Source organism: Sedimenticola sp. (assembly GCF_050289425.1).
Classification (GTDB): domain Bacteria; phylum Pseudomonadota; class Gammaproteobacteria; order Chromatiales; family Chromatiaceae; genus Sedimenticola.
On the sequence record NZ_JBNKFS010000023.1, the window covers coordinates 1 to 21,990 of the forward strand.

Genomic DNA, 21,990 nt, shown 5'->3' on the forward strand with positions numbered 1-21,990 from the left:
CATTGCGATTGTCTTCATCACCCTGTTCCTCACCGGAGCCGGTATTCTGCAGGTGTACCTGCAGCGTGTGGCGGAGAATCCGCAGCCGTTCATCGCGGTGCAGGAGCAGCTTTCACTGTTCTACTGGTTGCGTGAGATTGCCGGCGTGATGTTCCTGATCGGTCTGGTGGTGTATATCGCCAGCTTCTTCATCGGTCAGGATGAGGCCGAGGCGGTCGCTTCGGACGCCTAACCGACATCCTCTGGAGGTTTTCCCCCTCCTCCTTAAGGCCGGCTCAATGAGCCGGCCTTTTTTTATGTCCAGGGAGGGACGTATGCCGCGGAGGCCAGGAGGAGTGGTACAGGGATGCACCGTTTACGGAGCCGAGGATGCCATGGTCGGGAGCGGCGATGCCAGGGAGGGTATGCGTTCCCACGCAGAGCGTGGGAACGAAAAAAATCCGGGTGGACACGGGGCCAATCCCCGCAAACCACTACTCAATGACTGGACACAATCGTTTACTTGACCAAAATAGTTGGATATTTTTCTCACTATTTAACATTTATCAATTCGCCACCCACCCTGTTTCTGGTAACTTAACAACCAATACGCATTAACTACCTGATTTAAAAGACCTATTGAATATTTTCATGCGAGGTCGGAAGGATCACCCAACGGAATTAAATTGATGACACAGGCCGTAGACGCACTCACGCTTGAACAACCCAACCACTACCCGCCCGGGGATTTGGCGATCTGGATATTTATCCTCGCCGAACTGTCGGTGTTCGCCGCTTTTTTTGGCGCTTACGCCTTCACCCGGATGAATAACGTCGCGCTATTTAACGAATTCCAACTCCACCTGAATCGTGAAGCGGCCCTGGTCAACACCCTCGCCCTGATCACCAGCTCCTACTTCGTGGTACGGGCCGTCGCGGCGATCAAAGAGAACCACAGCGCCGCCTGTTACCGCTGGCTGATTGCCGCCATGGGCATGGGCGCCCTATTCCTGGTCGTCAAGGTCGGTGAATACAGTCACCATTTTGCATTGGGCGTGAACCTCAGCACCAATACCTTTTATATGTTTTACCTCTCCCTCACCGTGTTCCATTTCATGCACGTGATTATGGGGATGGTGATCCTGGCTGCTATCGCCATCAAAACGAAACGGGGCGGGTATAGCGCACAAGAGCATACCGGTGTTGAAACCGGCGCGTCCTACTGGCATATGGTGGATCTGGTATGGTTGATCCTGTTTCCACTTGTCTACGTCATGCGCTGAGGTGATGATATGAGTAATAAACCTTTTCTTGGCCTACGCCCGTATACTTGGGTTTTCGTCACCTTGGTCACCCTGACCTTTGTTACTTTTTATATCGGAGAGAAGGGATTGGGTGGTCTCACCGTCGCCCTGTTCGTGCTGGGCATCGCCATGATCAAGGGCCATCTGGTTGGCGCCTATTTCATGGGCCTGGGCAATTTGCGTGGACTGTGGCGCTGGCCCGTTTCGATCTGGCTGATCATCCCTGGCAGCTTGATTACCACGGCCTTTATCTTATCTAACTGAACCTTGACCAATAACGGGATAGACCGCATGAGCAACGCTCCCCTGACTGCAGAACAAACCGTGCCCGAAATGCCCTTCTATAAGCCCCAGGGTAATGAAGTGGAGCTGTTCGAACACGCCTACAAGCATCAACTACCGATGCTGATTAAGGGCCCTACCGGCTGTGGCAAAACCCGCTTTATCAACTATATGGCCGCTCGCCTGGGCAGGCCGGTTTACACCGTGGCTTGCCATGATGATTTGACCGCGGCCGACCTGGTGGGCCGCCACCTGATTGGCGACAGTGGCACCTACTGGAGCGACGGCCCCCTAACCCGTGCCGTCCGGGAAGGCGCCATCTGTTATCTGGACGAAGTAGTGGAAGCCCGCAAGGACACCACCGTCGTGCTGCACCCACTGACGGACGACCGGCGCATCTTACCGATCGAACGCACCGGTGAAATCTTGCATGCCCCGGCGGAGTTTATGCTGGTGGTCTCTTACAATCCCGGTTACCAGAACCTGCTCAAAGGCATGAAGCCGAGTACCCGGCAGCGCTTCGTCGCCGCGCGCTTCGATTTCCCCAACGCCGAGCTGGAGCAACAGGTGATCATCGGGGAAACCGGCATCGATCCGCTGATGGCAAAGCGCCTGGTCAACTTGGCCAACAGCCTGCGCGCCCTCAAGGATCACGACCTGGAAGAGGCCGCATCCACTCGTTTGCTGGTCTACACGGCCACCCTGATTCTCGGTGGCTATGCGCCGGTTGAGGCTTGCCGTGCCGCGATGGTGGAACCGCTCACCGATGACGATGAAACCACCCGTGCATTGATGGAAGTGGTTGATATCGCTTTTGGGAACTGATCCGGTATGGGTCTGATCAAGCGTGCCACCAAACTGCAGAAAAACCGGTTCTGGTTTCAGGCCGGATTTTTTACCCTGTTTGTACTGGCGCCCCCGCTCGATCTGTTTCGGTTTGACCTGACACAGAACCATTTTTTCTTCCTGGGACAACACTGGACGCTGGGACTGGATGCCTTTATCGCCGGAGAGATCGGACCCGGGCAAGCGGCGTTTAATCTGATCTTTCGCGGATTTTTACCCATCGCACTGGTTGGAGGCGGTTTGATCTGGACCGCCTGGCGCTATGGGCGACTCTATTGTGGCTGGCTCTGCCCCCACTTCTCGGTGGTGGAGACCATTAACAAACTGATGGTTAAGGCCAGCGGTAAACCCAGTGTCTGGGAGAAAAATCCACTGCCTGAGCTGCAGCCGAACGGTACCATCCAGAAACCGGACCGGCGCCTGTGGCCGGTGACGGTACTGGCCGCACTCTTCTTCGCCTTTCTCTGGGCGCTGTCGCTACTGACTTATCTGCTGCCGCCGTTTGAGATCTACCACAATCTGCTGACCGCCTCCCTGACACCCAACCAGATGCGCTTCCTGGGTGTGGGCACAGGGCTGCTGTTCATCGAATTCATGTTTGCACGGCACCTGTTTTGCCGTTTCGGCTGTGCGGTCGGTCTGTTCCAGAGCTTGGCCTGGATGGCGAACGACAAGGGCATGGTGGTCGGTTTCGACCGCAAGCGGGCGAGTCTCTGTGCCGACTGTAACAACGCCTGCGATAACGCCTGCCCCATGCGATTGAAGCCGCGCTCAATCAAGCGAAAAATGTTTACCTGCACCGAGTGCGCCCAATGTATATCGGCCTGCGATCAGGTTCAGGCGCAGCAGGCAGGTCCCGGGCTGCTTAAATGGGTGGAAGACCTTGAGGCGCTCCCTGTCGTGACAGGGCGCGATGCCAATGGCAAGAAACCATCCCCGGCAGCACCGCCAGTCCGGTTGCGGCAACCTCAAGCCGTCACCCCGGCAAACTACCGGGAGCTATAGAGATGGAAGAGAAGGTCGGCGAACTGTGGCACCGTATGATCACCCGCATGGCGGATACCCGCTATCCGGAAGCAGCCGTGCATCTGGAAGAGATCGAGCTGACTATGGGGATCATATTCCGTGCGCTCGGCGGTGACGGCGGCCTGGAAGTCGCCGCGGCCAACGCCACGGAGCATGGAGCACGCCGTGGATTGCTGCAGCGTATCGCCGGCAGCAACAAACGTGTTGAGCTGGCCTGGCGGGACGAGCAGTCGCTGAGACTGCCGGCCGTCATCGATTATTTTCCGGACAAAATCCTCAACCACTATCTTTACACTTGGCTGGCCGCCCTGGCGGTGGGCGACCACCAGCAGGAAGAGCCCTGGATTAACAAGAATCAGCGCCTCACCCTAAAGACCCTGCACGACTATCCCGGAATAGGCCAACGTTATCGACGGTTGGTGGATGCCCACTTGGCCGAACGGATGCCACTGGAGAAGCTGTCCGACGCGGAGGCAGCCCAGGAACAAGCCATACGCCATGCCCTGCTGCATCCGGGAAGCGTCGAGCAATTGCCCGCCGCCAAGCGGCCACCGCAACCGGTCCCGCTCTGGCTGCACCCCTTTCCACCGATCTCCACCGCGTCCGCTGGTAGTTCGGGGGACGAAGAGGGTGAACGCGGCAGCGGCGAAACCAAAGAGATAGAGGACATGCAACGACACAAGTCGGAGCGTGCCAAGAAACCGGACAAGGAAGACCAGGGACTGATCACGATCCGCATGGAGAATATCTTCACCTGGGGCGAGTTCATGAATATGGACCGCGGCTCCGAGGAGAACGAAGATCTGGACAGTGCAGCAGATGCACTGAAAGATATGGACAATCTCAGCGTTAGCCGTGATGCCAAGGCATCCGCCGGCAAGCTGCGCTTTGATCTGGACCTGCCCTCAGAGGCCAATGACGATCTGGTGCTGGGAGAAGGCATCCTGCTGCCGGAGTGGGACTTCAAGAAACAGAAACTGATTCAGGATCACTGTCGCATACTGCCCATGATGGCCGCCGACGCACCCCCGCGTACATTGCCGGAGAATCTGTGCAAAACGGCCAAAAAGCTGCGCGCCCAATTTCAGCACTTGACACCGGCACGCATCTGGCACCGGGGACAGCAGGATGGCTGCGAAATCGACCTTGATGCTTACCTACGCTATGCCAGTGATCGCGCCGCCGGTCACACCTCATCCAGCGACGGCCTCTATAAAGACCTGCGTGTGGGTGCCCGGGATCTGGCCTGTCTGCTGTTGGCAGACCTCTCACTCTCCACCGATACCTGGGTAAACAATCACGCACGGGTGATCGACGTCATCCGCGACTCTCTGTTTCTGTTTGCCGAAAGTCTGGCCGCCACCGGCGATCAATTTGCCATGTATGGGTTCTCATCCCGTAAGCGGGATCCGGTAAGGGTTCATCAGTTGAAGACCTTTGATGAAAACTACTCGGCCACGGTGCGTGGGCGTATCGACGCGATCAAACCCGGGTATTACACCCGCATGGGCGCCGCCATCCGTCACGCCAGCAACCTCCTCAAAGAACGGCCCGCCGGCCGGCGCTTGCTACTCATTCTTACCGACGGCAAACCCAATGATCTGGATAAATACGAAGGCCGCTACGGTATTGAAGATACCCGCCGCGCCATCCATGAAGCGCGTCAACTGGGCTTGCAACCGTTCTGTGTGACCATTGATGCGCAGGCTAATGACTACCTGCCCCACCTGTTCGGTACCGGAAGTTATGTGGTGATCCATAAACCCTCACAACTGCCTCGTGAACTGCCGCTGCTGTATGCCAAACTGACAGCCTGAAAAAGTGTTCAAAAAGGGGGAAAACACCATTCAATTTTCTGATTGCAGCCCAGCAAATATCAATACCCAATAAACTCCTATTATAGAGCCAGAATATTCTCTTAAATATCAAATAGATAGAAGATAACCAAGCAATCTACACATACATTTTCAGACTGTCGTATCCGTATAGTGGAAAACCACTACCCGCTTTGCAAACACCCCCAATATCCCGTACTATCGTTGTGAATAATAAAAAGAAATTCTGTGCTTAGAGAGACATAAGAAACGGGATTCAAGCACTGCCAAACAGACAGGGAACCTGGTCAATAACAAAAATTTATCTATCCCTGCTCACGTATTCCGGCATGCATTAATCAAGATCCACTTTTTAAGTTCATAGAGAGTTTGAGGGTTGTGTATGACAGGCGGTTCCAACAGCGGAAGCACCTCGAGAAAAAAAACCATCATCATCCTCGTGCTGGTTTTCTCCGCCGGTGTACTCTTCACCGGACTGTTCAACATGGGTCTATCCTCCACCAATGAAATGGAGTTCTGCACTTCGTGCCATTCCATGAAAACCAACTTTGAGGAGTATAAAGAGACGATCCATTATCAAAATACATCGGGCGTTCGCGCCGTCTGCTCCGATTGCCATGTTCCTAAGGAGTTTGGCCCCAAGATGGTAGCCAAGATCCTGGCTTACAAAGATGTGCTGCATGAAATACTCGGCACGCTGGACACTAAAGAGAAGTATGAAGCCCATCGTTGGGAAATGGCTAGCCGGGTATGGGCCAAAATGAAAGCCTCCAATTCACGTGAGTGCAGAAGCTGTCATGACTTTGACCAGATGGATCTTAGCGAACAGAGCCGAATGGCCCGTAAGCGCCACTCCAAAGCAGTAGATGAAGGGCTTACCTGTATTGACTGCCATAAAGGTATCGCCCATACAGAACCCGATGAACCCGAAGAGAATACCGATAACAAGGGTTGATCATATTTCACGGTTCAATATAGGGAGACGGTAAAGATCATGAAGCAGAGTTGGATCTTCGCCATACTGTTAAACCTGATTGTTGTCGCTCCGGCGATGGCGGGAGATAGCGCCAAGGAGGCTGAATATCGTCTGGCGGCGAGTATTGGCGACATCGATACAGTCACCCGCCTGCTGAATGAAGGGGTAGACGTAAACAGTGCCAATCAATTCGGCGTCACCGCATTGATGATGGCCATCCAGAATGACAATTTCGAAACCACCGCCTACCTGTTAACCCGGGGTGCCAATGTGAACGCCAAGGCATCCGCCGGCTGCACGGCCCTGACCTTTGCCGCGGAGAACGGTCATTCAGCATTGACCGCCATGCTGTTGGAGCGCGGAGCCGATCTGAATGCCAGGACCCGTGCCGGCTGGGACTCATTGGCAATAGCCGCACGCTATGGCTTGACTGATATGGTCGAGCAACTGCTGTATAAGGGCGCCAATCCAAATCTGGGCGATCGGGATGGGCGCACCGCACTGATGCATGCGGCTGAAAAGGGGCATTCTGAAACCGCCGACAAACTGATCGAGCGCGGAGCCGACCTAGAGGCGCGTGACATACATGGCAGTTCTGCGCTGATTATTGCCGCCGATAAGGGAAACCTGGATGTTATGGAGGTATTGCTTGAAAAGGGCGCCAACGTGAATGCCAAAGACCAGGACGGTGCCACAGCGCTGATCTGGGCAGTGGGACAGGGACACCTTAAGGCGGTTGAACTCTTGTTAAGGCGCCAAGCAGATGTCAACAGCGCCGACAATGACGGCATCACAGCGCTGATGGAGGCCGCTACCCTGCGGGATGAGGCATTGGTCAAGTTGCTGTTGATCAATGGAGCAGATATCGCGCAAAAAGATAAAAATGGAAACACGGCGGCGGATATCGCTAAAAAGAAAAGAAATAAAAAAGTGATTTCATTGCTCAAGGGTGAATCCTAGACGGAGAATGATTTATAACAGCTTTGTATCCGGCATGCCGGTACATACAGACATGAAAGCGCCAGCCACCATCAGTCGTAGCACATCACGCCGGACAGCTGGGGAATCGAACTCTTTCGACTCTGCAAAGTGCAGTGTATTCAATTACACTGACGATCAGTATCGAAAAATCAACTAGGTTCTCCATAGCAACGGTGAAGTTGTCCTAAGCTGCCGGGTTGTTGAGGCCATGTCTATTAATGGATGCACGAGACGCCCAATCACTGGCTATCCTGCATCGTAAAAAAAAGGGGCATTTGAAGCCTCTTTATTGAAAAAAGCCTGAAAACCAAAGGAGGTATCATGGCGTATAAGACATTAACGAGGGCCACATTGGTCGCTAGTCTCGCGGTTGGCGCCGCATTCTCAGCGTCCGCAGCCGATAAACCCAAATTGATGATGGGTGCAGATGCGGCCATGTTGGCCAACACCTGTGCCGGTTGTCACGGTTCCAACGGTAGCAGCATGGGGCCGGCCTCCCCCACCATCGCCGGACTCTCCCCTACCTATTTCGAAGAGACCATGGCCGGTTTTGCCAGCGGTGAGATCCCTTCGACCATTATGGGTCGCATTGCCAAGGGTTACACCGAAGAAGAGATAAAGGCCATCGCCAAATACTATGCTGGAAAACCTTTCAACAAGGGAAAGCAATCCTTTGATGCGGACCTGGCGGCAAAAGGAGCCAAGCTGCATGACAAATACTGCGAGAAATGCCACGCCGATGGCGGTACGTCGGCAGAAGACGATGCCGGTGTATTGGCGGGACAGTGGACACCCTATTTAACCTGGACCATGGCTGACTTCAAAGCCGGTGATCGGGAAGCCACAAAGAAAATGAAGAAGAAGCTATCGGCATTGCTGGAGCGCGAGGGCAACGAGGGCCTCAACGCCCTTATTAACTACTATGCAAGCCAGCAGCAATAAGATAGGGGACAAATGAATATGAAGATTACACGTCGAGGATTTATTCAAACCGCCGGTGTAGCTACCGCTGCCGGCATGATAGGTATGCCCTTTATCGCGCTGGGTGCGTCAAAGAAAGTGGTCGTGGTCGGCGGTGGTACTGCCGGTGCCACAGCGGCCAAATATATCCGCCTGGCTGATCCCAGCACGGATGTCACGCTGATAGAGGCCAACAGCAACTACTACACCTGTTACATGAGTAACGAGGTACTGGGTGGCGATCGCTCCATGGATTCCATCAAGTTCGGTTACAGCGGGCTGGGCAAACATGGCGTCAAGGTGGTACATGCCAAAGTCACGGATATCGATGCCAAAGGCCGCATGGTAAAAACGGAGGACGGCAATACTTATCCCTATGATCGTTGTATCGTGGCCCCGGGTATCGACTTCCGCTGGGACAAGATTGAAGGTTATGACGCAAAAGTCGCCGAGACCATTCCCCACGCCTGGAAGGCTGGCCCGCAAACCGCGCTGCTGCGTAAGCAGTTGGAAGCGATGAAGGATGGCGGCACTGTCGTGATCGCCGCTCCACCCAATCCATTCCGTTGCCCACCCGGACCTTATGAGCGTGCCAGCCAGATCGCCATGTATCTGAAAGAGCACAAACCCAAGTCAAAGGTGCTGATCTTTGATCCCAAACCCAAATTCTCCAAGATGGGACTGTTTACCGGCGCCTGGAAAAAACTGTATAGCTACCAAAGCGACAACGCGATGATCGAATGGCACGGCCAGCAGGAGGAAGCCGGCGTGGTGAAGGTAAATGCCGCCAACAACTCCGTCATCACCGCTTTTGGAGACGAAATCAAGGCCGACGTGCTAAATGTCATTCCGCCCCAAAAAGCCGGTGCCATCGCCTTTGCGGCGGGCCTGACCAACGACAGTGGCTGGTGCCCGATAGATTTGGGTACGTTTGAATCGAAAATTCATCCCAACATTCATGTCATCGGCGATGCCAGTATCGCCACCGGGATGCCAAAGTCGGGCTACTCCGGCAATTCACAGGCCAAAGTCTGCGCCGCCGCTATTGTGGCCATGATGAATGGACACGAGCCCGGCACGCCTTCCTATGTCAACACCTGCTACTCCATTGCCGGCCGGGACTACGGGTTCTCGGTAGCCGCCGTCTATCGCTTGGCCGAAGACCGTTCGAAAATCACCTCGGTTTCCGGCGGTTTGACACCTGGAGACGCCAGCCCAGAGACGCTCAAACGTGAAGTACTCTATGCCCACAGCTGGTACAACAATATCACCCACGATATCTTTGGTTGATAACCTACCCTGAGAAAAATATAACGGGGCCAGATGGCCCCGTTATATTTTCTGTCCTAATACTTGCGCTGATTGAATAGCCGATTCAGGCCGGCTACCAACAGGTGATCAGGCTCTCGCCTTACCGCGCCATTTGATAGGCGGGAAGCGTCCGCCAGGAGTGGCGAACAAAATCGGGAAAGTCGGGATTCTGCCAACCGGGCTTTGCCAGTTTCTCTTCCGCCGGTCTGATCCGCGACACATAATCCAGCACAGCCAATTCATCACGCGATGTAAAGCGCTGGATCTGTTTAACCATTTTACTGTCGGCATTTCGGCGTTTACCGGAACGTATCCAATCAAACTGGCGGATCAGATAAAAGTAGTTCTGCCCCTGGATCAGCGGGATGTGGTCATCCTTATCGCCCTCACCGACCGGTCCGTGGCATTCACTACACTCATCCTTGAAAACCCGCTCACCCAATTCGAGGTCAAAGCCCGGACCGGTCATATGATTGGGATTCATCGGCAAGGCGGAGATATAGGCCGCTACATCGGCAATCTCTTGCGCCCCACCCAACAAGCGTGGTGAGGTAAAGGGCAACATGGTGGGGTTGTCCCGGTTCCTGGCCCGGATATCCGCCAGCTGTTTGATCAGCACACTGGCCTGCTGACCGGCGATCTGTGGAAACATTCCATCCGGACTCGCCCAACCTTCCGGACCGTGACAGACAGTGCAGACCATAAACACCTTCTTGCCATTCTCCACATCAGGAGTCAGGTGCAGGGCTTTTTCCACCTCGGCCGCGGCCTCTTCCGGGCCTTGAGCCATCACCCCGCCTGTACCGATCACCAACAGCACGAACACGATGAATTGTGCGCTTTGTTTAATCATTCCCGCTTCCCTCACGGCACTCTTCCAGAACCGCCTCATGGTGTTGTCCCGACGTTACGACGCAAACTGGGCATTGAAGATTAACTGTATAAAACTTTCCACATCAATTGGGTATTTCCCTTAACAGCGATTTCAATCACCCGATCAAACCTGCTTATCGTTTTTTCGGGCAGCCATGACCTCCAGCCAATCTGAATGTACACTACCACTTCCCGAACCCGGCCCCGGATCTAGCCGCACGATGAACATCCGCTGGAAACTTTTCACTACCATTACTGCCGCATTGGTCATCAATCTGGCAGTCGGCTATTACGCCTTCATCAGTTTCCGGCAAGCCACAGCGGATGCCACCCGGATCGCCGAGCACACCTTCAGTGTCGTCACCGAAAGCCTCACCACGCAGGTCCACTTTAAAAAACAGGTACAAGAGTGGAAGAATATTCTGATCCGGGGACAACAGCCCGAACTCTACACCCGCTATTTCACACAGTTCCAACTCGAAGAGCGATTGACGCAACAGAGCATCAAGAAACTGCTCAAGCTCCTGCAACCGGAGACGGCATCCTGGCAAGCCGCCAACGCCTTTCAGCAGGCCCACGAAACCCTGGGAAAGCAGTACCGGCAGGCATTGGACAACTATCGCCCCATTACCAGTCTCTCCTACATTGAGATCGATCGGGAAGTGCGGGGGATCGACCGGCAACCGACAGAACTGATGGATCAAGTGGTCAATAGTGCCGTCACTTACAAAGCGGCCCGGCTGGCTGAGATCACCCAACATCAGTCGGCCATAGAGCAACGCATCCTGTTTGCCGTCATCGGACTCCTGACGCTTACCGTCATGGTCCTGGTCTGGTTCGCCGATCGCACCATCGCCCATCCCATTGTGGAGGCCACCGATGTAGCCAGGCGCATCTCCAAAGGGAATCTTGACGGGGCCATCCCGGAACGGGGTAACGATGAAGCCGGCGAACTGTTGCAGGCGATGAAAACCATGCAGGAGAGTCTTGCCATCTCCCAGGGAAAGCTCAAACAGGAGCAGTCGCGGCTGGCCGAACGGGTAGAACGGCGAACCCGGGACCTGAATATCGCCAATGCCGAACTGGCCCGTGCCGCCAAGACCAAGGATATGTTTCTGGCCACCATGAGCCATGAACTGCGCACTCCCCTGACCACAATCATGGGATTAACCGAGATGCTGCAGGACCAGCTCTACGGCCCGGTGAACAGCGGCCAGAGCCGATCACTCGCCACTATTCAGGAGAGCTCCCGCCATCTGCTGACCCTCATCAACGATATCCTGGATGTGGCCAAGGTGGAATCGGGCAAGATGGTGTTGAAATGGGATTACCTGCCAATCGACCAATTGGTGGAAGCCAGCCTGCGCATGGTCCGGCAACCCGCCAACGGCAAGCGACACCAACTGATTCAGCACATCGACCCGGCGGTGAAGCTTATCCATGGCGATGGCCGCCGATTGAAACAGCTCCTGGTGAATCTGTTGGGCAATGCCATCAAATTCACCCCGGAACAGGGAACTATCGGTCTCGATATTACCGCCCTGGCGGCAGATCACGGCGTCGAGATTAGCGTCTGGGATAACGGCATCGGGATCGAAATGGAACAGCAACAGCACTTGTTCGAACCTTTTGTCCAACTGGACAATGAATCGACCCGACGTTACAGCGGCACGGGACTCGGGCTGACACTGGTCAAAAGAATGGCCGAATTGCACGGCGGCGAGGTTCGTGTCGAAAGCACTCCCGGCCAGGGGAGCCGCTTTACCGTCACACTCCCCTGGAGCAGCACAGACAATACCGCCCATCAGCAAAAGTTGGATCAGGAAGAGAATGCGGAATCCCTGCAACCGAAACAGGCACGGCAGGAGACCACGCTTATGTTGGTGGAAGATAACGCCGCCAACCGGGCGATGGTGAGTGACTTCCTGCACCTGCAGGGATTCAATGTCATCAGCGCCAGCAGCGGTATGGAATCCCTGAAACTGGCCTATGAGCATTTGCCCGACATCATCCTGATGGATATACAGCTCAGTGATATGGATGGATTGGAGGTGACGCGTCAGCTACGCCACCACCCGGTCCTCGCCAAGACCCCCATCATCGCCCTCACCGCACTGGCCATGCCCGGCGATCGCGAACGTTGCCTGGAGGCCGGTATGGATGACTATCTGAGCAAACCCGCCGGACTGAAGGAGATCTACCACAGAATACTGACCCACCTTTGAGTCGGCTGATTGCGGTCTCAATGATCGTTCAGGAAGCGGGTTTTGCCGCCAGGTGTTCGGCCACCAGCTCGGTAAGGCCGATCACGTCCACATCCATATCCCGGTCTTCAATACCCTCTTCAAGCACGATGCGACAGTTGGCGCAGGCTGTGACCAGGGTTTTTACGCCCAAGGCTTCGATCTGCTGCTGTTTTCGATCAAACACCTTCAGACGTAATCCGTCCGCCCGTTCGTTGGCGCTGACACCGCCACCCCCGCCACAACACCAGTTCATATCACCGTGGTCACCCATCTCGACAAAGTTGGCGGCCACTTTCGCTAGTAGATCTCGCGGCGGCTCAATGACGCCGCCGCGCCGTACAATCTGACAAGGATCGTGAAAAGTCAGGGGTATATCAGTACTGCCGGATAGCGACAGACGTCCGGCTTTTTGTAACTGATCAAGCAGCTCCAGGATATGGATAATCTCAAACTTGTACGGCCGACCGATGAGATTCGGTCCCTCCCAGCGAATTGCCGTATAGGCGTGTCCGCACTCCGGACTGATGACGTATTTAACACCGAGTGATTCGGCGGCATTGACCACCCGGCTGACCAACTCCTTGGCCGCTTCCGAGCTGCCGATCTGGATACCGCTGTTGGTCGCCTCAAAGGCTTGGCTGCTGATCGTCCAGGAGACTTGGGCGGCATCAAAGATACGCGCCACGCTCTCGATATATTCGGGGAAATTTACCACCTCCATGGAGGAGAACAGGGTCATGTAGTCGGCGCCCGGTTGATCCATCGGAATTTTCAGTCCGGTGTTCTTTTCCACATGGCTCAGTGCCGCCTGCAGGGTTTTCAGGGTAATACCCATCGGGCTGCCGATAGTCAGGGCACGGTGTGTCGCCTCCTGCAGTCCGGGAGGCGAATAGCCGGCGACCGAGAAACCCTCCCGCTCCTTGCGGATCATGTAGGTGATATCGTTACCTACCGGACAAACCATGGAACAGCGGCCACACAGGGTGCAACTGTCATATACCAACTCCTCCCAGTCAGCGAAATCCTGCTCCGTCAACGGTTTGCTTAACCCCAGTTTGATGGCGAACTTTCCCCAGAAGGTGTGCTTCTCCTTCCACAGGCGACGCATCGGTTCCAGCTTATAGATCGGGGTGTAACGGGGATCGTTGGTCTCGGTATAGAACAGGCACGCTTCGGCGCACAGACCGCAGTGGACACAGGAGGAGAAGTAGGCGGCGATTCTGGAATCGATCTGCCTATCCAACGCGGCTACCCCTTTGGCGAAATCATGACCCATGGTCTCTCCCTAGCTCAAGCATTGACACCCTTACGCCCCATGATGGCGCCGGTATAGCCACGGCTGAATACAAAGGTAAAGGAGTGCATCAGATTACTGAATGGGAAATAAATCAGCAGCAGTTCGGCAAGAAACAGGTGCAGCAACCGCAACGGCTCAAAAGCCTGGGCAAGCGCCAGACAGCCGGTCAACATAACCAGGAAAACCAGACTACTGCCGATATAGTCATCCAACGACGAGAGCAGGCGCGTTACCGGATGTAACAGACGATGCAACCAAAGCAGCAACAGTCCAATAAAGGCGATTTCCGCACTGACAATGAAGGCCCAATACGGTAGGGCCGGCCAATCGAAGCCGGTAATCCGTTCGGCGAAAAAATCCACGTGGGGGCGGGCAAAGAAGAGCAGTGCAAACAGCCCCAGATGAAACAGGTAACCGGCAACCAGGGTCAACCTACCTCGATTGGCCACATCCCGCCGCGGTATAAAGCGGCTAAACAAATTGCGTACAGCTCCGCTTGCCCCGCTGGACCGGGGTGACGCCAAATCCCGCTTGATACCGGCACGCAGGATTGAGAAGAGGCGAAACAACACACCGATACAGAATACAGCCAGTGCAAAATACCACAGCGGACCATCGATAAACTGACCTATCATTGCCCGACCTCCTGCACACCCGGCGGCGAGGCTTGCGCCATTCGCTCACCACGCAATCGGGCCACTTCGGACTCGGTCAGGACTTCACCCTCCTGCTCGCAACGAGCCGCCCATTCGGCATGATGTTCGCGGGCCCAGTTCAAATCACAGTACCCGGTGGTCATACCATCTAAGGCGCCTTCCATACCGACCGAACCGATATAGATGTGTCCCAGGATCACGGCGATCATCAGCAAGGTGGTGATGGCATGGGAGACATGGGACAATTCCATCGTCATACGCGCTTGCCCAAACACCGGGAAGACCAGGATCAGGCCGGAGCCGACGATGACCGCCCCCACCAGCACCAGAATCCAGAACATGCTCTTCTCACCCATATTGAAAAAATGGGACGGCACATGTCCCTTGCCGACAATCCCCCCGCCTTTCAGTAACCAGGTCAGATCACCTTTCTGATAGATGTTGCGCCGGACAAAACGGATAAACACCAGAAGCAGTGCCACGGCAAACACCGGACCAAACAGGTTATGGCCCTCCTTGCAGGCGGAGGCGAGCAGTGAAAAATACGCTTGCCCCATCACAGGAATCAGTAGGGAACGGCCAAACAGCAGAACCAACCCGGTTATCGCCAGAAACAGAAAAACAGACGCGATGAACCAATGGATCATCCGCTCATACAGGGTATAGCGGAACAGTTTCTTATCACCCAGCCCGGCGTTGACTTTGACCTTGCCGCGTACGGCATAAAACAGTGCGAGCAATATCAATACACCGGCCAGAAAATAACCTCCGTAAGGGATCAACTGACTCATTCGGAATTCACGCCATTGCTGTCCGTAAGGATTTATCAGCGTGCCGCTATCCACTCCCTTGACTTGCGATTTGCCCGAGATGAGAGCCTCTCTCTGACGCACTTCGCGCCATAAATCGGCGCTTGGATTGGGTATCTGTATCGCTTGTGATTTTTCCCCGGTTTCGGCTCCGGCAGGGAAAGCCGTGCACATCAGCAGCAGTGCAACCATCAGGCCAAGCATAAAAACACCTGAGAAGTTTACTGCCTTACATCCTGCAGATGAAAAACATGCCCGTCTCATCAATCTCTCCTAAAAAACCATCTGATAGGGTAAGGCTGCTGCGGCCACTATCCCTTATCCCTGCCGGCCAGTTGCCTCCAAACGGAGCACAACTGACCAGGCAAAGTGACTGAGCCACCGGCGGCTATTTCTTGATACTGCTCTTTCCCTCCATGCCGCGTGACGCACGGAATGCCGCATTCTGATAAGAGACGCCGCGATTGAGGACGCTGGCCCCACGGTTGATCACCCGTTCGCGGTATATATTTGAGATCACGTTCGCATCACCGGCCAGCAGTGCTTTGGTAGAGCACATCTCGGCACAGAGCGGCAACTTGCCATCGGCCAAGCGGTTGGAACCGTATTTGCGCCGCTCATCGACGCTGTGATCCTCCTCGGGACCGCCGGCACAGAAGGTGCATTTGTCCATCTTGCCGCGCGAGCCAAAGGCCCCCTCCTGCGGGAACTGAGGCGCACCAAACGGACAGGCGTAGAAGCAGTAACCACAACCGATGCAGATATCCTTGTTATGCAGCACCACCCCGTCGAGGGTGTCGTAGATACAGTCGACGGGGCAGACAGCAATACAGGGGGCATCCGAGCAGTGCATACAGGCCACCGAGAGCGAACGCTCACCCGGCTCACCATCCTTGATGGTCACCACCCGGCGACGGTTCACCCCCCAAGGCACTTCGTTTTCGTTTTTACAGGCGGTGACACAAGCGTTGCACTCGATGCAGCGTTCAGCGTCACAATAGAATTTCATTCGAGCCATTATATTTTCCTCTTGTTTACGCTTTGCTGATCTTGCAGAGGCTACACTTGGTCTCCTGCATCTGGGTAACCGAGTCATAACCGTAGGTCATGGCCGTATTCGCGGCCTCGCCCAAGATGTAGGGATCGGCACCTTCCGGATATTTGGAGCGCAGATCCTTGCCTTCAAAGTGCCCGCCAAAGTGGAACGGCATAAAGGCCACACCGGCGGCGACACGGCGCGTCACCAACGCTTTCACCTTCAACCTGGCCCCCTCGGCTCCCTCCACCCAGACATCGTCGCCATCCCGCACACCGGCGTTATTGGCATCGCGCGGGTGGAGCTCCACGAACATCTCCTGCTGCAGCTCGGCCAGCCAGGGATTGGAGCGGGTCTCATCACCGCCGCCCTCGTACTCCACCAAACGTCCGGAGGTGAGGATGATGGGATAATCCTTGGAGTAATCCTTGGCCTGGATCGATCCATAGCGGGTCGGTAGCCGATAGAACGACTTGCGGTCCTCGTAAGTGGGATATTTTTCCACCAGGTCACGCCGACTGGTGTAGAGCGGTTCACGGTGTATCGGCACCGGATCCGGGAAAGTCCAGACCAGGGTGCGCGCCTTGGCATTGCCGAACGGGGCACAACCATGCTTGATCGCCACCCGCTGGATGCCACCGGACAGATCGGTTTTCCAGTTTTTGCCTTCCGCCATCTTCTGCTCTTCCGGCGACAGATCTTTCCACCAACCCAGTTTTTTCAGCAGTTTATCGGTAAATTCCGGATAACCATCCTTGATCTCGGAACCCTTGGAGTAGGAACCGTCGGCCAGCAAACTTTCACCATTCCGTTCCACACCGAAGCGGGCACGGAAGGTAAGACCGCCATCGGCCACCGCTTTGCTGGGGTCGTACAGATTCGGTGTACCCGGATGCCCCATTTCAGCTGTTCCCCAGCAGGGCCAGGGAAGTCCGTAGTACTCGCCGTCACAGGCGCCACCTTCGGCGCGCAGTGAATCGTAGTCAAAGGTGCCCCAGTTCTGCTGCTGTTGCTTCATCCTTTCGGGGCTCTGGCCGGTATAACCGATGGTCCACATCCCCTTATTGAACTCCCGGGTGATATCTTCAATCAGTGGCTCTTCGCCATTCACCTTGATGTTTTTCAGCAACTGTTCTGCAAAGCCCAGCTTCTTGGCCATCTTGTACATGATGGTGTGGTCAGGCAGTGATTCAAACAGCGGATCGATTACCTTGTCACGCCACTGCAGTGACCGGTTGGAGGCGGTCACCGACCCATAGGTCTCAAACTGGGTCGCCGCCGGCAACAGATAGACGCCGTCAGTGCGATCGTGCATCACGGCAGAGACGGTCGGATAGGGGTCGATAATGACCAGCAGATCCAGCTTCTCCATCGCGCTCTTCATCTCTTTGCCACGGGTTTGACTGTTGGGCGCATGGCCCCAGAACACCATCGCCTTCACATTATCCTTTTGCGCGATGTTCTTCTTGTCTTCCAGTACCCCGTCGATCCAGCGTGACACCGGGATGCCGTTGGTGTGCATGGTGCTGATATCCTTGCCACCCTTCTGCTCATAGCTGGCCGGATCAAAGCGCCCCTTCACCCATTCAAAATCCACATCCCAGACTTTGGACCAATGTTTCCAGGCACCGGCCGACAGGCCATAGTAACCCGGCAGGGTATGGGACAGCACACCGAAGTCGGTCGCTCCCTGAACATTGTCATGACCGCGGAAAATGTTGGTTCCACCGCCGGAAACCCCGACATTACCCAGGGCCAATTGGAAGGCGCAGTAGGCGCGGGTATTGTTATTGCCGATAGTGTGTTGGGTTCCCCCCATACACCAAATGAAGGTGCCGGGGCGGTTGTCCGCCATCGCCTTGGCGGCAGCAAGAACCTGGTGCTCCGGCACGCCGGTTACCCGTTCCACTTCGTCCGGTGTCCATTTGGCCACCTCTTTTTTCACCTCATCCAGTCCATATACCCGCTGGCTGATGTACTCCTTGTCCTCCCAGCCATTCTTGAAGATATGCCAGAGCATGCCCCAGATGATCGGCACATCGGTACCGGGGCGGATTTGCAGAAAATGGTCTGCATGCGCAGCGGTACGAGTGAAGCGCGGATCGATCACGATCACCGGCGCATTGTTCCGCTCCTTGGCCCGGAAGATATGCTGTAGCGCCACCGGGTGCGCCTCGGCCGGATTGCTGCCGATCAACAGGATCGCCTGGGAGTGGTGAATATCGTTGTAGGAGTTGGTCATCGCCCCGTAGCCCCAGGTGTTGGCGACACCGGCTACGGTGGTGGAGTGACAAATGCGAGCCTGATGGTCGACATTGTTGGTACCCCACATAGCGGCAAATTTGCGAAACAGATACGCCTGCTCATTATTATGTTTGGCAGAGCCGAGCCAATATACCGAATCCGGTCCCGAGCTTTCACGGAGCTGCAGCATCTTGTCGCCGATCTCGTTAATCGCCTCATCCCAGCTGACCCGCTTCCATTTACCGCCCACCAATTTCGTGGGGTACTTCAGACGCCGTTCTCCATGGCCGTGCTCGCGTACCGAAGCGCCCTTGGCACAATGGGAGCCACGATTGAACGGATGATCGAACGCCGGCTCCTGGCCGGTCCAAACACCGTTCTCCACTTCCGCCACAATACCGCAGCCGACCGAACAGTGGGTGCAGATCGTCTTCACCTGTTGTGAGGTACCGCTTGCCGCGGGCGTATTGGCCTCGACCCGCTTGATCATACCGGGCGTGTAACCACCGGCTAACACCGCACCACCCGCCATCAGGCTGGAATTGCGCAGAAAGGCACGGCGGCTGATGGCGTTGCCAGCGGACGGATTGGTCCGGCTCCGCTCATCTACCGGTTGCTGAGTGGTCTGATCAGATCTTTTTGTCAGTTTCATTGCATTCCCCCTGATGGGCTACGGGCGCCGATCAGCTAGCCGTGGTTTTGTAGTATTCAAGAATGTGCGCTGTCAGACGGTAGCCTTGCTGCACTTTTGTCTGTGCCGAGGAAGTCTCTTCCGCCGCCATTACCGTGCCTGGTAAGACGGCAGCGGTTGCCACTCCCACACCCGTCACTAACGAACCGCGAATGAATTCGCGGCGACCGCTATCGAGGGTTTTATTTGAATCGTCTTTCATTACATCTCCTCCCATCGAGGGCAAAAGTAGTATGTCCATTAAACCTGCATTGCCAGGTATCGCGTCTCCAACTCGATAAACGCAATGCCAAACCGGCCCACCGCTCGATAAAACACGGCAGATCTTGCCTCACTCAGATCAATAAAAAAGCGCTTCAGCCAACCGGCCATATGCGCGTTGAAGAAATGTGCTTGACGTTCATGCGCGAGCGCATCGGAAATCAGCAGCTGCATCACCTCACAAAGTGCTGCGACATGATCTTCCGGCTCGTGCACATCAGGATCACGCTGAAAACCCAGTGTCGCCAGATCATCCCGCAAACGTCCTAGCGGCCGCTCCATCAAAAACCCGGTGAGATACCAGGAGCCATAGGGCACCAGCTCACCCCGGCCCAAACCGATAAACAGCTCATGATATTCATCACTGATGGCTTCCGGCTGACAGGTGGTGGCGGCCAACCCAAGCATGGACATGGCGAGCGTCATATCGTTATCGGTCTGAGCGACCGAGGTAAAACCAGACACCCGATCAAGCATCGACTGATCCGGCGGGCGAACCAGCAGTGAAGCCAACAAACCATAGGCACCGGCGCGGTATTGCTGCTCCGGAGAGAGCCGGCCGTCACCGGCTGCGACCGCCGCACCGCCCGACTTGGTTTGTTGTTCTAATAGCTGGGTCTGCATAGCTTCAACCTGATTCACCATCAACGCTTCCTCGTATTAGCTATGAGCAATGAGCGGGCCAACAGACCCGGTAAAAAAATGACCAAAAAGGAGCAAATACACTAAGCCAACCGCACTACTGGAGTGTTTTACCCGAGATCCCCTGGGCCATGGCCTCCGTATCCTGGGCAATATCCACCACCCGGCAATCTTCACACAGGGTCAAGCGCTGCCGTGCCCGCCCGTCCTGGAACATCCAGTGCCCTTCCAGCTTCTTCAGCATGTTTTCGATCACCGACCGGGTCGCGAACGGTTTGCCACAGCCGGTACAACAGAAGGGGGGCTCGTGATGCAACAGACGCGTCTGGTTGCGCTGCTCACGATCGAACAACAGCCGCGGTGTAATCCAAATCGCATCTTCCGGGCAGGTCCGGGTACAGATGCCGCACTGCAGACAATTGGCCTCGATAAAACGCAATTGCGGCTCATCCTGACCGGACAGCAGCGCCTTGCCGGGACAGGCGCCGACACAGGCCAGGCAGAGGGTGCAGGTATTAGCATCCACTTGTGCGGTACCGAACGGCGCCCCCACGGTGAGGCTCGCCATCGGTCGTGAGCGGGGGGCCTGTTCATACAGGTGATCGATCGCCATATAGGCCACTTGTCTTTTGCTGCCGTTGGCAGAGAAATTGGCCGGCGAAACGGTTATTTTCGCCCCATCCGATTCAGCCCCTTGATCGGCGTCGCGTACCCGCCGAATCGCACTGTCGGGATAACCCATGGCAGACAAGATCTCGCCCGCGGTCAGCAGCTGTTGTTGCAGAGCGGACGCGACAGAAGGCGGCGTATCTCCCCGATCCCACAGCAGCACCGACTCAGCCCCGTAAGCCAAAGCCGTGAGCCAGACTTCCAGGCCGACGCTGGCCAGCTCTTCGACCTGCAGCGGCAGAGTGTTGGCGGGAAACCCGTACAACGCCCCTGCTACATCGGTCGTGATAACCAGCACCGGCTGGCTTCCCCCAGACTGCCGATACGTCTTCAAAAGCAGACGCACCTGTTCCAAGGTGTCCCGGGGTTGTGGATAGCTGTAACGTATCGCGCCGCTGGGACAGACCGTGGCACAGACACCACCCCCCTGGCAGCGGTGGGCATCCACGCTGATCCGTTCCAGCAGTGAACTGATCGCCTCGGCCGGACAGGCGTCCATACAGCGGGTACAGGCAATATGTCCGGCCCGGCCATGGGCACAGATCGAAGCGTCGTAGCTGAAGTAGCGCGGTTTATCGAAGGTCCCTACCAATTCGCGTAACGACTTGATGGCACCACCCAGACTGGTCTCATCGATGCCACTGTGCAGATAACCCGGCGGCTTCATCGGCATGCCCAGTTGCGGAACGGCCCCCAAATCCAGGACCAGATCCGCGGTGAGCGTCTCGGCGTTGGGTTTGCCCGGTTCACCCAGCTGCAGGCGGAAAGCCCCCAGATGTCCGAAGATCTGCAGTGGCCGGCCGGCCTGTGAAATGACCGGCACCCCGGGCAGCTCTTCACCCTCGGTCAGCAACACCTGCGCCCGCAAGGGCGCTTCCAACCGGGGCGCGAACTCCAGCGCCTCGGCACCGCCGATGATCACCACCCGCCCCTGGGATTGGAATTCGATCAGATCGGTAGAATCGACAGGCACGCCCTTGAGCGCGGCCAAGGCCACCTCCCGGGCACGCTGGTTACGTATTTCGGTTGAATCGGTTATCTGTTCGTTCATATTGCTGTTCTGTCA

19 protein-coding genes and 1 pseudogene are annotated in these 21,990 nt (G+C 55.8%); 11 read left to right on the top strand and 9 right to left on the bottom strand.

The annotated features are described in order from the left end of the window. From ACQY5R_RS14760 to ACQY5R_RS14805, 10 genes and pseudogenes are all read left to right on the top strand, one after another. A pseudogene (locus ACQY5R_RS14760) lies at positions 1-232 on the top strand (nitric-oxide reductase large subunit); the annotation flags it as partial. A gap of 436 nt (positions 233-668) precedes the next feature. After that, a complete protein-coding gene (locus tag ACQY5R_RS14765) occupies positions 669-1,262 on the top strand; it encodes a cytochrome c oxidase subunit 3 family protein (protein ID WP_428609742.1) in 594 nt (197 codons plus the stop codon). Positions 1,263-1,271: 9 nt separating this feature from the next. Then, entirely contained in the window at positions 1,272-1,547 is a 276-nt protein-coding gene (locus ACQY5R_RS14770) for a cytochrome C oxidase subunit IV family protein (RefSeq protein WP_428609743.1), read from the top strand. A 27-nt stretch (positions 1,548-1,574) separates the two neighbouring features. After that, positions 1,575-2,390, top strand: coding sequence for a CbbQ/NirQ/NorQ/GpvN family protein (locus ACQY5R_RS14775; protein ID WP_428609745.1), 816 nt, complete (start codon positions 1,575-1,577; stop codon positions 2,388-2,390). A 6-nt stretch (positions 2,391-2,396) separates the two neighbouring features. Next, positions 2,397-3,416: a 4Fe-4S binding protein gene (locus tag ACQY5R_RS14780; protein ID WP_428609747.1), complete on the top strand. Its 1,020-nt coding sequence runs from the start codon at positions 2,397-2,399 to the stop codon at positions 3,414-3,416. A gap of 2 nt (positions 3,417-3,418) precedes the next feature. Next, entirely contained in the window at positions 3,419-5,254 is a 1,836-nt protein-coding gene (locus ACQY5R_RS14785; RefSeq protein ID WP_428609749.1) for a nitric oxide reductase activation protein NorD, read from the top strand. 400 nt (positions 5,255-5,654) lie between these two features. Further along, entirely contained in the window at positions 5,655-6,227 is a 573-nt protein-coding gene (locus tag ACQY5R_RS14790; protein WP_428609751.1) for a NapC/NirT family cytochrome c, read from the top strand. Positions 6,228-6,266: 39 nt separating this feature from the next. Further along, positions 6,267-7,208 carry an ankyrin repeat domain-containing protein gene (locus ACQY5R_RS14795; RefSeq protein WP_428609753.1) on the top strand — a complete coding sequence of 314 codons (942 nt, stop codon included), beginning with the start codon at positions 6,267-6,269 and terminating at the stop codon, positions 7,206-7,208. A 342-nt stretch (positions 7,209-7,550) separates the two neighbouring features. Then, on the top strand, positions 7,551-8,171 hold the full coding sequence (locus tag ACQY5R_RS14800; RefSeq protein WP_428609755.1) for a c-type cytochrome: 621 nt from the start codon (positions 7,551-7,553) through the stop codon (positions 8,169-8,171). An 18-nt stretch (positions 8,172-8,189) separates the two neighbouring features. Next, positions 8,190-9,479 carry an FCSD flavin-binding domain-containing protein gene (locus ACQY5R_RS14805; RefSeq protein ID WP_428609757.1) on the top strand — a complete coding sequence of 430 codons (1,290 nt, stop codon included), beginning with the start codon at positions 8,190-8,192 and terminating at the stop codon, positions 9,477-9,479. Positions 9,480-9,600: 121 nt separating this feature from the next. Here ACQY5R_RS14805 and ACQY5R_RS14810 read toward each other — a convergent pair whose 3' ends face one another. Next, complete coding sequence (locus tag ACQY5R_RS14810; protein ID WP_428609759.1) at positions 9,601-10,353, bottom strand: c-type cytochrome; 753 nt, start codon at positions 10,351-10,353, stop codon at positions 9,601-9,603. Between the two features lie 241 nt (positions 10,354-10,594). Here ACQY5R_RS14810 and ACQY5R_RS14815 point away from each other — a divergent pair, with 241 nt between their 5' ends. Continuing rightward, positions 10,595-12,598 carry an ATP-binding protein gene (locus tag ACQY5R_RS14815; protein ID WP_428609760.1) on the top strand — a complete coding sequence of 668 codons (2,004 nt, stop codon included), beginning with the start codon at positions 10,595-10,597 and terminating at the stop codon, positions 12,596-12,598. A 28-nt stretch (positions 12,599-12,626) separates the two neighbouring features. Here the strand turns inward: ACQY5R_RS14815 and ACQY5R_RS14820 are convergent, their stop codons facing one another. The 8 genes from ACQY5R_RS14820 to ACQY5R_RS14855 all read right to left on the bottom strand — a co-directional run bounded on the left by ACQY5R_RS14820 (position 12,627) and on the right by ACQY5R_RS14855 (position 21,975). Continuing rightward, positions 12,627-13,895, bottom strand: coding sequence for a (Fe-S)-binding protein (locus tag ACQY5R_RS14820; RefSeq protein ID WP_428609762.1), 1,269 nt, complete (start codon positions 13,893-13,895; stop codon positions 12,627-12,629). 14 nt (positions 13,896-13,909) lie between these two features. Beyond that, positions 13,910-14,551, bottom strand: coding sequence for a hypothetical protein (locus ACQY5R_RS14825; protein WP_428609764.1), 642 nt, complete (start codon positions 14,549-14,551; stop codon positions 13,910-13,912). Continuing rightward, on the bottom strand, positions 14,548-15,585 hold the full coding sequence (locus tag ACQY5R_RS14830) for a formate dehydrogenase subunit gamma (RefSeq protein ID WP_428609766.1): 1,038 nt from the start codon (positions 15,583-15,585) through the stop codon (positions 14,548-14,550). Before ACQY5R_RS14830 ends, ACQY5R_RS14825 begins: the two co-directional genes overlap by 4 nt. A gap of 184 nt (positions 15,586-15,769) precedes the next feature. Further along, positions 15,770-16,399: a formate dehydrogenase FDH3 subunit beta gene (gene fdh3B / locus ACQY5R_RS14835; protein ID WP_428609768.1), complete on the bottom strand. Its 630-nt coding sequence runs from the start codon at positions 16,397-16,399 to the stop codon at positions 15,770-15,772. Between the two features lie 16 nt (positions 16,400-16,415). Beyond that, the gene (locus tag ACQY5R_RS14840) at positions 16,416-19,313 is read right to left on the bottom strand and encodes a formate dehydrogenase subunit alpha (RefSeq protein WP_428609769.1); all 2,898 of its coding nucleotides are present in this window, start codon (positions 19,311-19,313) and stop codon (positions 16,416-16,418) included. A 31-nt stretch (positions 19,314-19,344) separates the two neighbouring features. Continuing rightward, positions 19,345-19,554, bottom strand: coding sequence for a twin-arginine translocation signal domain-containing protein (locus tag ACQY5R_RS14845; protein WP_428609771.1), 210 nt, complete (start codon positions 19,552-19,554; stop codon positions 19,345-19,347). 38 nt (positions 19,555-19,592) lie between these two features. Continuing rightward, on the bottom strand, positions 19,593-20,258 hold the full coding sequence (locus tag ACQY5R_RS14850; RefSeq protein ID WP_428609773.1) for a TorD/DmsD family molecular chaperone: 666 nt from the start codon (positions 20,256-20,258) through the stop codon (positions 19,593-19,595). A 94-nt stretch (positions 20,259-20,352) separates the two neighbouring features. Beyond that, on the bottom strand, positions 20,353-21,975 hold the full coding sequence (locus tag ACQY5R_RS14855) for a 4Fe-4S binding protein (protein ID WP_428609775.1): 1,623 nt from the start codon (positions 21,973-21,975) through the stop codon (positions 20,353-20,355). Between the last annotated feature and the right edge of the window lie 15 nt (positions 21,976-21,990).